At 70.4% G+C, this 15,276-nt stretch carries 14 protein-coding genes, 1 tRNA gene and 1 pseudogene; 4 read left to right on the top strand and 12 right to left on the bottom strand.

The features are described 5' to 3' along the window. Nucleotides 1-31: 31 nt before the first annotated feature. The 5 genes from LZK98_RS00200 to argH are packed head-to-tail and all read right to left on the bottom strand — an operon-like array spanning nucleotide 32 to nucleotide 4,607. Nucleotides 32-976: a zinc transporter ZntB gene (locus LZK98_RS00200; RefSeq protein WP_233784389.1), complete on the bottom strand. Its 945-nt coding sequence runs from the start codon at nucleotides 974-976 to the stop codon at nucleotides 32-34. Continuing rightward, nucleotides 973-1,725 (bottom strand): precorrin-2 dehydrogenase/sirohydrochlorin ferrochelatase family protein, encoded by a 753-nt coding sequence (locus tag LZK98_RS00195; RefSeq protein WP_233786662.1) that lies wholly within the window; start codon nucleotides 1,723-1,725, stop codon nucleotides 973-975. Before LZK98_RS00195 ends, LZK98_RS00200 begins: the two co-directional genes overlap by 4 nt. Beyond that, a complete protein-coding gene (lysA, locus tag LZK98_RS00190; RefSeq protein ID WP_233784388.1) occupies nucleotides 1,722-2,978 on the bottom strand; it encodes a diaminopimelate decarboxylase in 1,257 nt (418 codons plus the stop codon). Before lysA ends, LZK98_RS00195 begins: the two co-directional genes overlap by 4 nt. 19 nt (nucleotides 2,979-2,997) lie before the next feature. Beyond that, the gene (locus LZK98_RS00185; protein WP_233784387.1) at nucleotides 2,998-3,234 is read right to left on the bottom strand and encodes a hypothetical protein; all 237 of its coding nucleotides are present in this window, start codon (nucleotides 3,232-3,234) and stop codon (nucleotides 2,998-3,000) included. Further along, a complete protein-coding gene (gene argH, locus LZK98_RS00180; protein WP_233786661.1) occupies nucleotides 3,231-4,607 on the bottom strand; it encodes an argininosuccinate lyase in 1,377 nt (458 codons plus the stop codon). Before argH ends, LZK98_RS00185 begins: the two co-directional genes overlap by 4 nt. 16 nt (nucleotides 4,608-4,623) lie before the next feature. Here argH and LZK98_RS00175 point away from each other — a divergent pair, with 16 nt between their 5' ends. Then, nucleotides 4,624-5,229, top strand: coding sequence for a TlpA family protein disulfide reductase (locus LZK98_RS00175; RefSeq protein WP_233784386.1), 606 nt, complete (start codon nucleotides 4,624-4,626; stop codon nucleotides 5,227-5,229). Here the strand turns inward: LZK98_RS00175 and LZK98_RS00170 are convergent. Beyond that, nucleotides 5,226-5,846 carry a peptidylprolyl isomerase gene (locus LZK98_RS00170; RefSeq protein ID WP_406694237.1) on the bottom strand — a complete coding sequence of 207 codons (621 nt, stop codon included), beginning with the start codon at nucleotides 5,844-5,846 and terminating at the stop codon, nucleotides 5,226-5,228. The two genes, LZK98_RS00175 and LZK98_RS00170, sit on opposite strands and share 4 nt — an antisense overlap. A gap of 32 nt (nucleotides 5,847-5,878) precedes the next feature. Further along, nucleotides 5,879-5,952, bottom strand: a tRNA-Gln gene (locus tag LZK98_RS00165). A 181-nt stretch (nucleotides 5,953-6,133) separates the two neighbouring features. Here LZK98_RS00165 and LZK98_RS00160 point away from each other — a divergent pair. Together LZK98_RS00160 and LZK98_RS00155 are read left to right on the top strand one after the other, a co-directional pair. Beyond that, nucleotides 6,134-7,138: a Ppx/GppA phosphatase family protein gene (locus LZK98_RS00160; protein ID WP_233784384.1), complete on the top strand. Its 1,005-nt coding sequence runs from the start codon at nucleotides 6,134-6,136 to the stop codon at nucleotides 7,136-7,138. Beyond that, nucleotides 7,135-7,800 (top strand): RlmE family RNA methyltransferase, encoded by a 666-nt coding sequence (locus LZK98_RS00155; RefSeq protein WP_233784383.1) that lies wholly within the window; start codon nucleotides 7,135-7,137, stop codon nucleotides 7,798-7,800. The genes LZK98_RS00160 and LZK98_RS00155 overlap by 4 nt, the downstream gene beginning before the upstream one ends. Before the next feature lie 126 nt (nucleotides 7,801-7,926). Here the strand turns inward: LZK98_RS00155 and LZK98_RS00150 are convergent, their stop codons facing one another. The 5 genes and pseudogenes from LZK98_RS00150 to recQ all read right to left on the bottom strand — a co-directional run. Further along, complete coding sequence (locus LZK98_RS00150) at nucleotides 7,927-9,507, bottom strand: GMC family oxidoreductase (RefSeq protein WP_233784382.1); 1,581 nt, start codon at nucleotides 9,505-9,507, stop codon at nucleotides 7,927-7,929. Beyond that, nucleotides 9,441-10,397, bottom strand: a complete 957-nt coding sequence (locus LZK98_RS00145) for a sterol desaturase family protein (protein ID WP_233784381.1) — start codon at nucleotides 10,395-10,397, stop codon at nucleotides 9,441-9,443. Before LZK98_RS00145 ends, LZK98_RS00150 begins: the two co-directional genes overlap by 67 nt. A gap of 10 nt (nucleotides 10,398-10,407) precedes the next feature. Continuing rightward, the gene (locus LZK98_RS00140; protein WP_233784380.1) at nucleotides 10,408-10,797 is read right to left on the bottom strand and encodes a hypothetical protein; all 390 of its coding nucleotides are present in this window, start codon (nucleotides 10,795-10,797) and stop codon (nucleotides 10,408-10,410) included. Next, entirely contained in the window at nucleotides 10,794-11,225 is a 432-nt protein-coding gene (locus tag LZK98_RS00135; protein WP_233786660.1) for a TIGR01244 family sulfur transferase, read from the bottom strand. The genes LZK98_RS00140 and LZK98_RS00135 overlap by 4 nt, the downstream gene beginning before the upstream one ends. A gap of 9 nt (nucleotides 11,226-11,234) precedes the next feature. Continuing rightward, nucleotides 11,235-13,049, bottom strand: a pseudogene (gene recQ / locus LZK98_RS00130) (DNA helicase RecQ); the annotation flags it as partial. A gap of 370 nt (nucleotides 13,050-13,419) precedes the next feature. Here recQ and LZK98_RS00125 point away from each other — a divergent pair. Further along, nucleotides 13,420-15,210, top strand: coding sequence for an ABC transporter ATP-binding protein (locus LZK98_RS00125; protein WP_233784379.1), 1,791 nt, complete (start codon nucleotides 13,420-13,422; stop codon nucleotides 15,208-15,210). Nucleotides 15,211-15,276: the final 66 nt, after the last annotated feature.

The following is a 15,276-nucleotide window of genomic DNA, read 5'->3' as shown; positions in this document are numbered from 1 at the left end:
ATTCCGGCTTTCGCCGGAATGACGGGTGGAGCTACCGTGTCCAGTGCTGCCGGACGAAATAAACGGTGATCCCGACGCCGATGATCGTGCAGAGCGCCATGATCGCGTCGAACGCCCAAGGCTCGTGCGCATAGGGCAGTCCCTCGACGTTCATCCCGTAGAGGCCGGTGATGAAGGTCAGTGGCAGGAAGATCATCGCCGCGATCGCGATGATCAGGCTGCGCTGGTCGATTAGCTCGCCGCGCAGGTCGGTCAGCGTCTCGTGCATCAGGCCCGCGCGCTCGCGGATCGCCTCGACTTCCTCGGCCATGCGCGCTGCGCGGTCGGCGGCGGTGACGAGGTGCTGGCGGTCGTCGTCGTGCAGCCAGTCGCACGGCAGCGTGGCCAGCTTCTCCAGCGCCGAACGCTGGGGGACCAGGAAGCGGCGATAGCCGATCGCCTCGATCCGGGTGCGTGTGACCTGGCGGCGCAGCTCGAACGCCCTTGTCGCCTCGAGCTCGCTCTCGCAGGCGTCGAGGTCGTCCCCCAATTGGGCGACGATTGGATCGAGCTCGGCGGTTATCGCCATCGCGAATTCGGCAATGAGGTCGCCCGGATCGGCGACCATGCCGCCGACGACCAGCTTGCGGACCTCGTCGAGCGCGTTGAGCGGACGGCGTGTGACCGAATAGACCGTCCCCGCCTGCGCGTAGATGCGGACCGAGGCGAGCTCGTCGAGCTCCGGGTCGGGCGACGGACCGCGCAGGTTGATGAAGGCGCCGGGCCCCATCGCATCGCAGCGCGGCCGCGTCTCCGCAGCGGTGAGCGCGTCGATCACATAATCGGGCAGCTTGGCCTCACCGCCGAGCCAGTGCTGCGCTTCCTCGTTGCCGACGGTGAGGTGGACCCAGAGCAGCTCCGCCTGCTGGCCGGGTGCCTGCTTCAGCGGGACTTCGTTCACCTGCCCGTTGCTGACGCTGTAGGCGAAGCCGCTCATTCCGCTATCTCCAGGGCCACGCTGAGTCCCGGCAACGGATCGGCCGGCGGGGTACCGACGATGCGCTCGGCGTCGCCTCGTGCGCGGTCGAGGATCGCCGCCGGCACCTCTGGTGAATGGTAGATGCGGTCGGCGAGTCCGAGGGCTCGCGCGGCGCGGAGGGTGAGGTCGTCGGGATCGGCCGAGGCAAGCGTGACGCTCACCAGCCGCGGCTGCGGTGCGGTGTCGGTCGAAGCCAGCCAGGCATCGACATCGCCCGCGGCGAAGGGATCGAGCGGCCCGCCCTCGGCGAGCGCGGCGCCGATCGCGCGGCGACGGTCGTCGAAGTCGGGCCAGCGCGCGTGAATCGCCTCGCGCGCTCCCTTGAGCCCCGCCGCCAGCGCGCCGAGACCGGCGGGCAGCCACGTCTCCAGCCGCTGGCGGAGTTGCGCCGACAGGCCGGCGGAGGCGCCGCCGGTGCCGACCGCGACCACCACGTCGCCGCGCTCGACGATCGCCGGCATGGTGAAGTCGCAGAGGTCCGGGCGGTCGGCCATGTTGACCAGAAGCCCGCGTGCGCGCAGCCGGATCGCCGCCGCCTCGTCGCCGACAACGAAGGCGAAGCGCGCCTCCGCATTCTCCTCGCTGACGACGAGGCCGCCGGCGCGCTCGATCAGGCGGCGCTTGGCGTCCGCGATGTGCCCCTCGCCGACCAGGATCACCGGCCGCCCGGCCAGCCGCGCGAACAGCGGCAGGCTGTGGAGGGTCACAGCCACTCGGGCACCCGCTCCGCCGCCATGATCGTGCCGGCGGCGATGCGGTCGGCGACCACGGCGTAGCGGTCGCCGTCGACCAGCACCTCGGGCACGAGCGCGCGGCTGTTGTAGGTCGAGGCCATGGTCGCGCCATAGGCCCCGGCGGTGTGGAACACGGCGAGGTCGCCGCGCACGACGGCATCGATCTCGCGGCCCTTGGCGAAGGTGTCGCCGCTCTCGCAGACCGGGCCGGCGATATGGGCGGTCACGCGCTCGCCGCTCGGGCGCACCGCGCTGAAGCCGTGATAGGCGTCGTAGAGCGCCGGGCGCGTGAGGTCGTTCATCGCCGCGTCGACGATCACCCAGGGATTGCCGACGCCCGGCTTCACCCAGATCACCTCGGTCAGCAGCACCCCGGCGTTGCCGGCGATGAAGCGGCCCGGCTCGAACATCAGCTTGACGTCCCAGCCGGCGGTCGCGCGCGCGACCATCGCGCCGATCTCGGCCGGCGTGGGATAGACCTCGCCCGGACGATAGGCGACGCCGAAGCCGCCGCCGAGGTCGACATGGGTGACGGTGTGACCCGCCGCGCGCAGCTCGGCAACCAGCTCGCCGAGACGGCGGTAGCTGATCTCCAGCGGCTGGAGGTCGGCGATCTGGCTGCCGATATGACTGGCGATCCCGCGCATCGCCAGGCCCGGCAGCGCCGCCAGCCGGGCATAGATCGCCGGCGCCTCGCTGATCGCGACGCCGAACTTGTTCTCGGCCTTGCCGGTCGAGATCTTGGCGTGGGTACCGGCGTCGACGTCCGGGTTGACGCGCAGCACCGCGGGCGCGCGGACGCCGCGGGCGAGCGCCAGTTCGGAGAGCACGGCGCCCTCCTCCTCGATCTCGAGGTTGAACTGGCCGATGCCGGCGTCGAGCGCCGCCTCGAGCTCGTCGATGCGCTTGCCGACCCCGGAGAAGAGGATGGTCTCGCGCGGCATTCCCGCGGCGAGCGCGCGATGCATCTCGCCCGCCGACACGACATCGGCGCCATAGCCGAGCTTCGCCAGCACGTTGACGACGGCCAGGTTGGGATTGGCCTTGATCGCATAGGCGAGCTGCGCGTTCGGGACCTGTGCCAGCCCCTCCTGCAGCGATCGCGCGTTCGCCTCGAACGCCGCGCGGGAATAGACATAGACGGGCGTGCCGACCTCCCGCGCGATGCGCGTGAGCGGGACGTCCTCGGCGTGGAGCTCGCCGTTCTTCAGGTGGAAATGGGTCATTCGGAAGCTCTGGCCCTGGTCAGCGTGGAGGCAGGTCGAATTCGTCGCTGTCGCGTTCCTCGGAGCTCTTGAGCAGCTCGTCGGTGCGTTCGGGACGGGCTTGGGCACTAGGGGTCATCAACTGGTCGGGCGTCGGCGTCGCCTGTGCGCCATAGGGTTTGACCGGCAGCGCCTGGCCCGGCGCGGGCTTGAGCGCGCCGCGGCCGCCGCAGCCGGCGACCAGCAGCAGGATAAGGATCGGGGCGATCGCTTTCATCTTTCGGCCTCCCGTGCCGCCTTGGCAGCCGCCACCGCCTCGCGCACGCGTGTCGGCGCGGTGCCGCCGAAGCTGGTGCGGCTCGCGACCGAAGCATCGACGCTGAGCACGTCGAAGATGCGGCGGTCGATCCGCTCGTCGATGTCGCGGAACGCGCCGAGCGGCAGCGAATCGAGCCGCACGCCCAGACTCTCGGCATGGGCGACCGCGCGGCCGGTGATGTGGTGCGCCTCGCGGAACGGCACGCCCGCCTCGCGGACCAGCCAGTCGGCGAGGTCGGTGGCGGTGGAGAAGCCGGTCTCGGCGACCGCGCGCATCCGGTCGGTGCGGAAGGTCGCGCTCTCGACCATCCCGGTCATCGCCGCGATCGACAGCGCGAGCAGGCCGTGCGCCTCGAACACCGGCGGCTTGTCGTCCTGCATGTCCTTGGAATAGGCGAGCGGCAGGCCCTTCATCGTCACCATCAGGCTGACGAGGCAGCCGGTGATCCGCCCGGCATGGCCGCGCACCAGCTCGGCGGCGTCGGGGTTGCGCTTCTGCGGCATGATCGAGCTGCCGGTCGACCATTGGTCCGACAGGCTCGCGAAGCCAAACGGCTGCGACGCCCACAGCACGAATTCCTCGGCGAGGCGCGAGAGGTGCAGCGCGCACTGGCTGGCCGCCGTCAGATATTCGATGGCGAAGTCGCGGTCGCTGACCGAATCGAGCGAGTTGGTGGTGGGGCCGTCGAAGCCCAATGCCCTCGCCGTCGCCTCACGGTCGATCGGGAAGCCGGTGCCGGCGAGCGCCGCCGATCCCAGCGGGCACCTGTTGAGCCGTGCGCGCGCATCACGGAGGCGGCCGCGGTCGCGCGCGATCATGTCGTGATAGGCCATCAGGTGATGGCCGAGCGTCACCGGCTGCGCGCTCTGGAGATGGGTGAAGCCGGGCATCACGCTGGCGGCATGCTCCTCGGCGCGGGCGATGAGGGCGTCCTGGAGGCCGCCGAGCGCCGCCTCTGCCTGGTCGATCGCGTCGCGCACCCACAGGCGGAAGTCGGTCGCGACCTGGTCGTTGCGGCTGCGCGCGGTATGGAGCCGGCCCGCCGCCGGCCCGATCTTCTCGGCGAGCCGCGCCTCGGTCAGCATGTGGATGTCCTCGAGGGCGAGGTCCTCGGGAACGCCGTCGCGCTCATAGTCGGCCGCGACCTGGTCGAGCCCGGCGAGGATCGCATCGACGTCGGCTTGATCGACGATCCCCTGCGCGCCCAGCATCGCCGCGTGCGCCTTCGACCCGGCGATATCCTGCCGCCACATTTGCTTGTCGAACGGGATCGAGGCATTGATCGCACGCATCACCGCCGACGGGCCTTCGGCGAACCGCCCGCCCCACATCGAATTGGAGTTGCTCATGCGATCAGCGATGGCTCCGGTCCTCGTCATGGCCCTGCTGGCCGGCGGCTGCGATAGGCAATCGCCGCCCGCGGCACAAGGCAATGTGGGCGCGGGCAATACCGCCGACGACGTGCCCCCGCCCGCACCCGACGAGGTCGCCGCGCCGTCCGCCGCGGCTCCCAAGGCCGGCAGCTTCGACGCGACGCACAAGGGTGAGGCGGCGCCCGACTTCGCTTTCCGGGACCCGGCGGGCAAGGACGTGACGCTCGCCGACTATCGCGGCAAGCCGGTGCTGCTCAATCTCTGGGCGACCTGGTGCGCACCGTGCATCAAGGAAATGCCCTCGCTCGACGCGCTGGCGGCGCGCGAGGGGGCGAAGCTCCAGGTGATCGCCCTCGCGCAGGACCTCGACCCGTCCAAGGTCGCGCCCTTCTGGGCCAAGGGCGGCTACAAGGCGATCCGGCCTTCGCTCGATCCAAAGATCGCGTTCAGCACCGGGCTCGGCGCCAATCTGCCGACGACGATCCTCTACGATTCGCGGGGGAAAGAGGTGTGGCGCGTGAGCGGCGCCGTCGACTGGACCGGTGCGGAGGCGGCGAAGGCGCTCGCCGTCGCGACCTAAGGCGTCCGTCGCGCGGTCAGGATCTTGACCGGCGCCGCCAGCATCTGGCCTTTCATCGCGCCCTCCCCTTCGGTGGGAGAGACCGGTGCCGCCTGAATCTTCCGCACCACGTCCATCCCCTCGACGACATGGCCGAACGCCGCGAAGCCGGTGTTGTCGCCGGTTGCCTTGGGATTGGCGTCGAGCCCGGTCATGTCGCCGATCATGATCGAGAAGTCCGCGGTCGCCGTCCCCGGCGCGAATCGGGCCATCGAGATGGTGCCGTCGGTATGGCTGAGCCCGGTCTGGGTGGTCGGCTCATGCGCGATCGGCGGGAACAGCTTGCGCGGATCGCGCTGCCCGGCCTGGATCAGCCCGCCCCAAGACAGCTTCATCGCCCGATAGAAGGCGATGCCGTCGAAACGCCTGGCATCGACGTAGCGCAGGAAATTGGCGGTGGTGACCGGCGCCCGCTCCTTCTCGAGCTCGAGTACGATCGGCCCCTCGGTGGTGGCGAGCGTCACCTTGACCGTCGCCGGCTTGGGTGCGGGCGGATTGGGCGGCGTGACGGCATCCTGCGCCATCGCGGGCAGGGCGAACAGCAGCGCGGCAAGCGGAAGAAGGGCGAATCGCGGCATCATGCAGCGATCATAGCGGGAAGAGAGGAGAGTGGATGCCCCGCGTGGATTCGAACCACGATTGACGGAGTCAGAGTCCGTAGTCTTACCATTAGACGACAGGGCAATGGGCCGCGCCAATTAGGGCGCGCCTCCCCGGCTGTCAACGCCCGTGAACCGCCCCGCTTGTCGTTTCGCCGCCACGCCGCTAGCATCGGCCCCAAGCACCGAGCGGCGCAATACGGCGCCGTGACGGACGAGAACATAAGTAGTGAGTACGACGGCACGTGGGGGATCGACCCGCCAGCATGCCGACCGCCCGGCGCCACGATGCGCCGCGACCGGCTCCAGAGGTTCCAGCGCGCGGGCGCTGGCCGCACGCGCGGCACTATGCCGCGCTCGACCTCGGCACCAACAATTGCCGGCTGCTGATCGCGCGCCCGCAGGCGAACGGCTTCGCGGTGGTCGACGCCTTCAGCCGCATCGTGCGGCTCGGCGAGGGACTCGCCGCCACCGGCCGGCTGTCCGAGGAGGCGATCGAGCGCACCATCGCCGCGCTCAGGGTCTGTGCCGACAAGCTGCGCCGCCGCGATGTCGCGCTCGCCCGCTCGGTCGCGACCGAGGCCTGCCGCCGCGCCCTCAACGGCGCCGAGTTCATCCAGCGCGCCTATGCGGAGACCGGCATCCTGCTCGACATCATCTCCGCCGAGGAGGAGGCGAAGCTCGCCGTGCTCGGCTGCCACGCGCTGATCGAGCCGGGCGAGGGGCCGGCGCTGGTGTTCGACATCGGCGGCGGCTCGACCGAGCTGGTGCTGGTCGACACGCGATCGCCCGTTCCCGCGATCCTCGACTGGCACAGCGCGCCCTGGGGCGTGGTGTCGCTCACCGAAAGCGTCGGCATCGGCGGCCCCGGCACCTATCAGGTGATGCGTGACAAGATGCGCGAGGCGGTCGCCCCGTTCGCCGACCGCCTGCCGCCGCGCGAGGGGAGCCTGCGGCTGCTCGGCACCAGCGGAACGGTGACCACCCTCGCCAGCGTCCACCTCGGCCTTTCCAGCTACGACCGGTCGGCGGTGGATGGGCTGCTGATGCCGGCGAGCGCGATGCGCGAGGTGAGCCGGCGCATCGCCAGCCTCGACATGGCCGGCCGCGCCGCGGTGCCCTGCATCGGCCAGGAGCGCGCCGACCTGGTGGTGGCGGGTTGCGCGATCCTGGAGGAGATCCTCGACCTGTGGCCGGCCGAACAGCTCGGCATCGCCGACCGCGGCATCCGCGAGGGCATCCTGCGGCGGCTGATGGGATCGCGACATTGAGCCGGGGCGGCGGAGGCCTGCGCACGCGCGTGCGCACCGCGCGCGGCCGCAGCGCGCAGTCGACGCGCTGGCTCGAGCGGCAGCTCAACGATCCTTACGTCAAGCGCGCCAAGGCGGAGGGCTATCGCAGCCGCGCCGCCTACAAGCTGATCGAGCTCGACGAACGGTTCGGCATCCTGAAGGGCGCGAAGCGGGTGGTCGACCTCGGCATCGCGCCCGGCGGCTGGACGCAGGTGGTGCGGCGGCAGGCGCCCAAGGCTGCGGTGGTCGGCATCGACCTGCTGCCGGTCGACCCGATCGAGGGCGTCACCATCTTCCAGATGGATTTCCTCGACGATCGCGCGCCGGAGCGGCTGAGCGAGGCGATGGGCGGCGCGCCCGACCTCGTCCTCTCCGACATGGCCGCGAACACGGTGGGTCATCCGCAGACCGATGCGTTGCGGACGATGGCGCTGGTCGAGGCGGCGCACCAGTTCGCAATCGAGGTGCTGGAGCCGGGCGGGACCTTCGTCGCCAAGGTGTTCGCCGGCGGCGCGGATTCGAGCCTGGTCGCCGAGATGAAGCGCAATTTCGCGACGGTGAAGCACGCCAAGCCGCCGGCCAGCCGCAAGGGTTCGTCGGAATGGTATGTGGTGGCGCAGGGGTTCAAGGGGCGGACCTGATCCAAAATCCTCCCCGGAACGGGGAGGGGGACCAAGACGCGGAGCGGCTTGGTGGAGGGGGCCCTCGGCGGCGGGCTCCGATGCGGCGGTCCCCCTCCTCGTTCCGGAGAGGATTTTGAAGAGTTCTCACCCCAAATCCGCCCGCACGAAATCGGCACAGCGCTCGCCGATCATGATCGTCGGCGCGTTGGTGTTGCCGCTCACCAGCCTGGGCATGATCGAGGCGTCGGCGACGTAGAGCCCGTCGACGCCGCGCACGCGAAGCCTGGGATCGCACACCGCATCCGCGTCGCTCCCCATCCGCGCCGTACCGACCGGATGGTAGATCGTGTCCGACCGCGCCCGGATCATCGCCTCGAGCGCTTCGTCGTCGTCCGGATCGACCGGATAGCGCTCGCGCCCGCCATAGGCAGCGAGCGGCGGTGCGGCCATGATGCGGTACATGAGCCGCACGCCCTGCTTCAGCAGCGCCATGTCGCGCGGATCGGCGAGGAAGGCCGGATCGATCAGCGGCGCATCCGCGACGTCGGCGCTCGCCAGGCGCACGCTGCCGCGGCTCTCGGGCCTCAGCACGCAGGCGTGGCAGCTGTAGCCGTGGCCGCCGGCGGTGGCGCGGCCATGGTCGTCGACCGGCGCAATCACGAAATGATATTGGATGTCGGGCGCGGGCGAGGCCGGATCGACCGTCACGAACGCGCCGCTCTCGGCGAAGGGCGTGGTCATCGCGCCGGTCCGCTTCAGGTGCCACTGCGCAATGGCGCCGAGCGCGCGGAGATTGCCCTTCAGCGACTTGCCCATCAGGCCGGGCGCGTCGCTCTCGTAGATCGCGGTATAGTCGCAGTGATCCTGGAGGTTGGCGCCGACCGCGGGCCGGTCGACCGTCACGGGGATTCCGTGTTCCGCGAGCTGACGACCCTCGCCGATGCCCGACAGCATCAGCAGCTGCGGCGTCGCGAACACCCCGCCGGCGAGGATCACCGCGCCCTTCGCCCGGATCGTGCGGCGCTCGCCCTTGCGTCGATAGGCGACGCCGACAGCACGGCCGTCCTCGAACAGGATGCGCTCGGCGACGACGTCGGTGAGGATGGCGAGGTTCGGCCGCGCCTCGCCGAGATAGGCCCGCGCCGAGGTCCAGCGTTCGCCGCCGCGCTGCGTCACCTGGTAGAGCCCGACGCCCTCCTGCCGCTCGCCGTTGAAATCGTCGTTGCGCGGGAGCTGGAGGCTCGCCGCCGCCTCGATGAAGGCGAAGCTCGCCGGGTGCGGGCAGAGCTGCTCGCTCACCCACAGCGGCCCGTCGCCGCCGTGCCAGGCATCGGCACCGCGGACATTGTGCTCGGCGCGGCGGAACACCGGCAGCACGTCGGCATAGGACCAGCCGGTACAGCCCAGCGCCGCCCAATTGTCGTAATCCCAGGGATTGCCGCGCACGTAGAGCATCGCGTTGATCGCGCTCGACCCGCCGAGGCCTTTCCCGCGCGGCTGGTATCCGCGCCGGCCGCCGAGCCCGGGCTGCGGCACCGTCTCATAGGCCCAGTTGGTCTTCGGCGTCTGCCGCGCGAGCATCGCCGGCATCAGCGTGGTGGCGGAGGCGTTGCGCCCGCCCGCCTCCAGCACGGCGACGCGGTACTTCCCGCCCTCGCTCAGGCGGCCCGCGGCCGCGGCGCCTCCCGATCCGCATCCGATGACGATGATGTCGGCGTCGTCCATTGGCCCTCCTGCCGCGCGATCCAGGCCGCACGGATCCCCTCCGAAGTCTCGCGGCTGCCGTCGTGGCTCCAGCCCGGCGGTGCCGTCATATATCTGATCTTGTTGGCGATACCCGGCGCGCGCCAGACGTCGCGGGCGATGCCGATCCATTCGTGGAACGCGGCCCACAGCAGGTTGAAGCTGCCGAGGTTCCTGACGATGCCGTAGCGCGGCCGGTCCTCGTCGCGCTCGGGCTCGAAGGTGCCGAACATCCTGTCCCAGACGATGAACACGCCGGCATAGTTGCGGTCGAGGTAGCGTGGGTTGATCGCGTGGTGGACGCGGTGATGCGACGGCGTGTTCATCACCGCCTCGAACCACTTGGGGCACCGCCCGATCGTCTCGGTATGGATCCAGAACTGGTAGATGAGGTTCAACCCCGCGACGAAGAATACCATAGCCGGCGGGAAGCCGATCAGGAACAGCGGCAGGCGGAACAGAAAGCTGAGCGCGATCAGCCCGGTCCAGGTCTGCCGGAGCGCGGTCGAGAGGTTGTAGTGCTGGCTCGAATGATGGACGACATGGCTCGCCCAGAACCAGCGCACGCGGTGGGCGGTGCGGTGGAACCAGTAATAGGCGAGGTCATCGAGCACGAAGGCGGCGGCGAACCAGTACCATTGCCAGCCGATGTCGAAGATGCGGAAACGATAGACCCACAGCGACACCGCCAGCACCGCTCCGGCGCTCAGCACCCCGGCGACGGTGCTGCCGAGCCCGAGCAGCAGCGAGGTCAGCGTGTCCCTGGGCTCGTAACGCGACGGATCACGGACCCTCGCGACCAGCATCTCCAGCGCCACCAGCAGCACGAAGGCGGGAATCGCGAGCGTGACGGGATCGGGCAGGTCGGGCACCCGCCGTCGCTTACACCAGTGTCAGCGAGGCTTCCAGTCCGCGCACGTCGTCGGCGATGACCCCGGTCAGGGTGACCGGACCGAACCAGCGCTCGCCCGTCTCGACGGTGATCCCCTCGACTGCCTCGCGGATCCGCAAGGGCGGCACCAGCCGGCGCGCCGCGACCCGTGCGCCGTGACGCTTCAGCACCGCGATCGTGCCGTTGCCCGCAACCAGCGCGGCGCGGCCGTCCTCGCTCAGCAGCACGCGGCCGGCCTCGAACCCGGCGAGCAGCGCCTCGGCGTGCTCGCGCGCGCGGTCGGGATCGTCGATCCGGCTCTCGCCCAGCCGCAGCCACCGCGCGAACCCCGCCAGCGCCAGCACCGCGGCCAGCGATCCGGCGAGGATCGTCCAGCTCACTTGTGCGCGGCGGCCAGCGTGTCGAGCATCGCGCGGATGCCCGAGATGTCGTAGCCGGCGTGGTGCGCCTTGGTGACCAATGTCTCGGGATCGTCGCCCATCCGCGCCCGCGCCAGCGCCCAGAGATGCACCGAGCGTGTGCCCGACCGGCAATAGGCGAGCACCGGCCCCTTGGCCGCGGTCAGCGCCGCCGCCATGGCCTCGACCTGACTGCCGGAGAAGCCGGCGTGCGTGACGGGAATCGCGCGATATTCGATCCCGGCCGCCTCGGCGGCGGCGGCGATCTCGGCGCCGGTCGGCTGACCGGGCTCCTCGCCGTCGGGCCGGTTGTTGACGATCTCGGTGAAGCCGGCGTGCGCGGCCTCGATCACTTCCCGCACGGTAATCTGCGGTGCCACCGAAACATGATCGTCGATTCTGCGGATCATGCCGCCCCCCCGAATGATGGATAGGAATGCCTCGCCATACGCATCCAGCTTGCGCGCGCCAACGCCTGAAATGCGACTCATCGCCGCAAGGCTGTCCGGCTTCGACGCGGCGAGCTCGCGCAGCACCGAATCGTGGAAGATGACATAGGGCGGCACGCCCGCCTCCTGCGCGAGCTCGCGGCGCTTGGCCCGCAGCGCGTCGAACAGCGGATCGCCGACGGGATTCGCCGCCCCATTCGCCTGTCCTTTGCGCCGCCGCTCGCGCTTGGGCGGCAGCACCAGCGCCAGCGTCGCCTCACCCTTCAGTATGGGCTTGGCGGCGGGGCCGAACTCCAGCCCGCCATGGGCGTTGGTCCGAAGCGCGTCCTTCAGCAGCAGTGCCCGCGACACCGGCTTCAGCAGCGCGGTCTCCTCGCCGTCGACGATTCCCCACACCGACAGCCGCTCATGCCCGTTCATCAGGCTGCGCTCGCTCGACTGCCCCAACAGGACCGACTCGACATAGCCGACACCGAACATCTGCCCGGTGCGGAACACGGCGGAGAGGAACTTCTGCGCCGTCGTCGTCGCGTCGATCGCGGCCGGCGGGTTGAGGCAATTGTCGCAATTGCCGCAGTCCCGCTCCAGCGTCTCGCCGAAGTGGCGGAGCAGGATGCGCCGGCGGCACCCGGCGGTCTCGACCAGCGCCCCCAGCGCGTTGAGCCGCGCCCGCTCGCCCGCCTGGCGCGCCGCCTCGACCTCGCCGATGCGCTGGCGGGCACGGGCGAAGTCGTCGGCGCCCCAGAACAGATGCGCCACCGCCGGATCGCCGTCGCGCCCGGCGCGGCCGGTCTCCTGGTAATAGGCCTCGATCGACTTGGGCAGGCCGGCATGGGCGACGAAGCGCACGTCGGGCTTGTCGATGCCCATGCCGAACGCGACCGTCGCCACCATCACCATGCTCTCCGAGGCGACGAACGCGGCCTGGTTCGCCGCCCGAACCGCCGGATCCAGGCCGGCGTGATAGACGCGCACCTCGCGGCCCGTGCGCGCCAGCCCCTCGGCGAGCTTCTCCGTGGCGGCGCGGGTCTGGGCATAGACGATGCCGGGCCCCGGCTGCTCGGCGATCAGGTCGGCGACCTGGCGGCCGACGTTGTCGCGTGGCGAGATGGCGTAGCGGATGTTGGGCCGGTCGAAGCCGGCGACGAGCAGTCCCTCGTCGGGAATGCCGAGCTGATGGAGGATGTCGGCGCGCGTATGCGCGTCGGCGGTCGCGGTGAGTGCCAGCCGCGGCACGGTCGGGAAGGCATCGAGCAGCGGCCGCAGCAGGCGATAGTCGGGCCGGAAATCATGCCCCCATTCGCTGACGCAATGCGCCTCGTCGATCGCGAACAGGCAGACGCGGCCGCGCTCCAGCAGCTCGCGGAAATCGGCGCCCGAGGCACGCTCCGGCGCGACGTAGAGCAGGTCGAGCTGGCCGTCGAGGAAGCGCCCGCGCGTCTCCGCCCGATTGGTGTCGACGCTGGTGAGGGTCGCCGCGCGGATGCCGACCGCCTCGGCGGCGCGGAGCTGGTCGTGCATCAGCGCGATCAGCGGGCTGACGACGACGCACGTCCCCTCCAGCATGACGGCGGGGAGCTGATAGGTGAGCGACTTGCCCGCGCCGGTCGGCATCACCGCGAGCGTGCTGTGTCCCGTGAGCACGCGCTCGATCACCGCATGCTGGACACCGCGGAAATCGGAGAAACCGAAGACGGTCTGGAGCGTCGCGCGAGGGTCGGTCACGCTTCGTTCTATCCCCTGTCCGGCGACGGTTGGCAACTTGGGTCGGTGATGCCTTGTCATAAACCTACCGTCACCCCGGCCCCTCGACGCCGCCTGCGGCGTCGCTCGGGACAGGCTTGTGCCGGGGTCCACCGTGCCGCGCCTCCTAAACCGTGAGGATCAGACGCATGGTGGATGCCGGCACAAGGCCGGCATGACGGATGGGGATACGGCAGCGGCGGTTGGCAATGCGCGCCGCATTTGCTAGACAGCCGTCGGTCACCCCAGCAGCGAAGGAGGGCATGATGACGACATCGCATATGCGCCTCCGCCGAAGGTTCAGGCACCGCTTCCGTTAGGTCCGTGCGAGAGGTCCGCCTCGACGCGATGACCGCTCGCCCTTTCCCCTGATCCGAAAAGAGGACGCGCGGTGCCCCCGCGCGCTCACTGCATGACCGATTCCTCCCGTCGCGGCTACGCCGCGATTCGCGCCGTCCTGTCGTTCCTGTTCGCCCATTGGCTGCGGCGTCCCTGGAACACCGCGCTCATCGCCGTCGCGATCACCGCGGCGACGATGGCGGAAATCCTGGTGCCGCTGTTCGCCGGCCGGCTGACCGATGCGCTGGCGCTCGGTCCGACCGGACGTCATGCGGCGCTCCACGCCTTCGCCATGATGGTTGCGCTCGGACTCGCGATGGTGGCGCTGCGCCACCTCGCCTGGTCGACGGTGACGCCGCTCACGCTCGGCATGATGACCGACTCCGCGCTCGGCGCCTTTCGTCGTGTCCAGCGCTTCTCGACCGACTGGCACGCCAACAATTTCGCCGGATCGGTGCAGCGCAAGATCACCCGCGGCATGTGGGCGCTCGACACGCTCAACGACGTGGTGCTGATGATGATGCTGCCCTCGATGGTCGCGCTGCTCGGCACGATGGTGCTGCTTGCGCTGCACTGGCCCGCGGTCGGGCTGGTGATGGCGCTCGGCGCCGCCGCCTACGGCACCGTGACGCTGGTGCTGGCGACGTGCGTGGTCGCGCCCGCCTCGAGCCTCTCCAACCAGTGGGACACGCGCGTCGGCGGCATGCTGGCCGACGCGATCGGGGCCAACGCCGTGGTCAAGGCGTTCGGCGCCGAGGCGCGCGAGGACGCGCGGCTCGGCCGGACCCTCGCGAAATGGCGCCGCCGCACCCGGCGCGCCTGGCGCCGGGCGGTACGGAGCGGATCGGCGCAGCTCGTGCTGCTGTGGGCGGTACAGGCCTCGGTCACCGGCAGCGCGCTGTGGCTGTGGTGGCATGGCCGGGCGAGCGCGGGCGACCTCGTCTACGTCCTCACCACCTATTTCGTCGTCCACGGCTATCTGCGCGACATCGGCCAGTACGCGCACGAGCTGCAGCAGGCGGTGAACGAGGCGGAGGAGATGGTGGAGCTCGACCGCGATCCGCTCGGCGTCGCCGACCGGGCCGACGCGCGGCCGATCCGGATCGCCGCGGGCGGCATCCGCTTCGAGCACGTCGGCTTCCGCTACGGCGGCCACACGCAGCCGCTGTTCGAGGATCTCGACGTCACCATCCCTGCCGGCCAGCGCATCGGGCTGGTCGGCCGCTCGGGTTCGGGCAAGACCAGCTTCGTCAAGCTGATCCAGCGCCTTTACGATGTCAGCGGTGGCCGGGTGCTGATCGACGGGCAGGATGTCGCCTACGCCACGCAGGAATCGCTCCGCCGCCAGATCGCGATCGTGGCGCAGGAGCCGATCCTGTTCCACCGCAGCCTCGCCGAGAACATCGCCTATGCCCGGCCCGATGCGACCCAGGCCGAGATCGAGCATGCGGCGGCGCTCGCCAATGCGCACGGCTTCATCGCGCGGCTGCCGAAGGGCTACCGCACGCTGGTTGGCGAGCGCGGGGTCAAATTGTCGGGCGGCGAACGTCAGCGCGTGGCGATCGCGCGCGCCTTCCTCGCCGACGCGCCGATCCTGATCCTCGACGAGGCGACGTCGAGCCTCGATTCGGAAAGCGAGGCGGCGATCCAGCAGGCGATGGAGCGGCTGATGGCCGGCCGCACCGCGATCGTCATCGCGCACCGCCTGTCGACCGTCCGCGCGCTCGACCGCATCCTGGTGTTCGACCACGGCCGCATCGTCGAGGACGGCCCGCACGATACGCTGCTCTCGCGCGAGGATGGGATGTATCGCGCGCTGTTCGACCGGCAGGCGGGCGGGATTCTGGCGGATGCGGCGGCGTAGTGTCGGGTGTTCCTTTCCATCGTCATCCCGGGCTTGACCCGGGATCCAGGGTCGCTGGCGACACGG

It is taken from the genome of Sphingomonas cannabina (assembly GCF_021391395.1).
Taxonomy (GTDB): domain Bacteria; phylum Pseudomonadota; class Alphaproteobacteria; order Sphingomonadales; family Sphingomonadaceae; genus Sphingomonas; species Sphingomonas cannabina.
The sequence above is the reverse complement of the archived record's forward strand: the minus strand, read 5'-3'. Positions and strand labels throughout refer to the sequence as shown.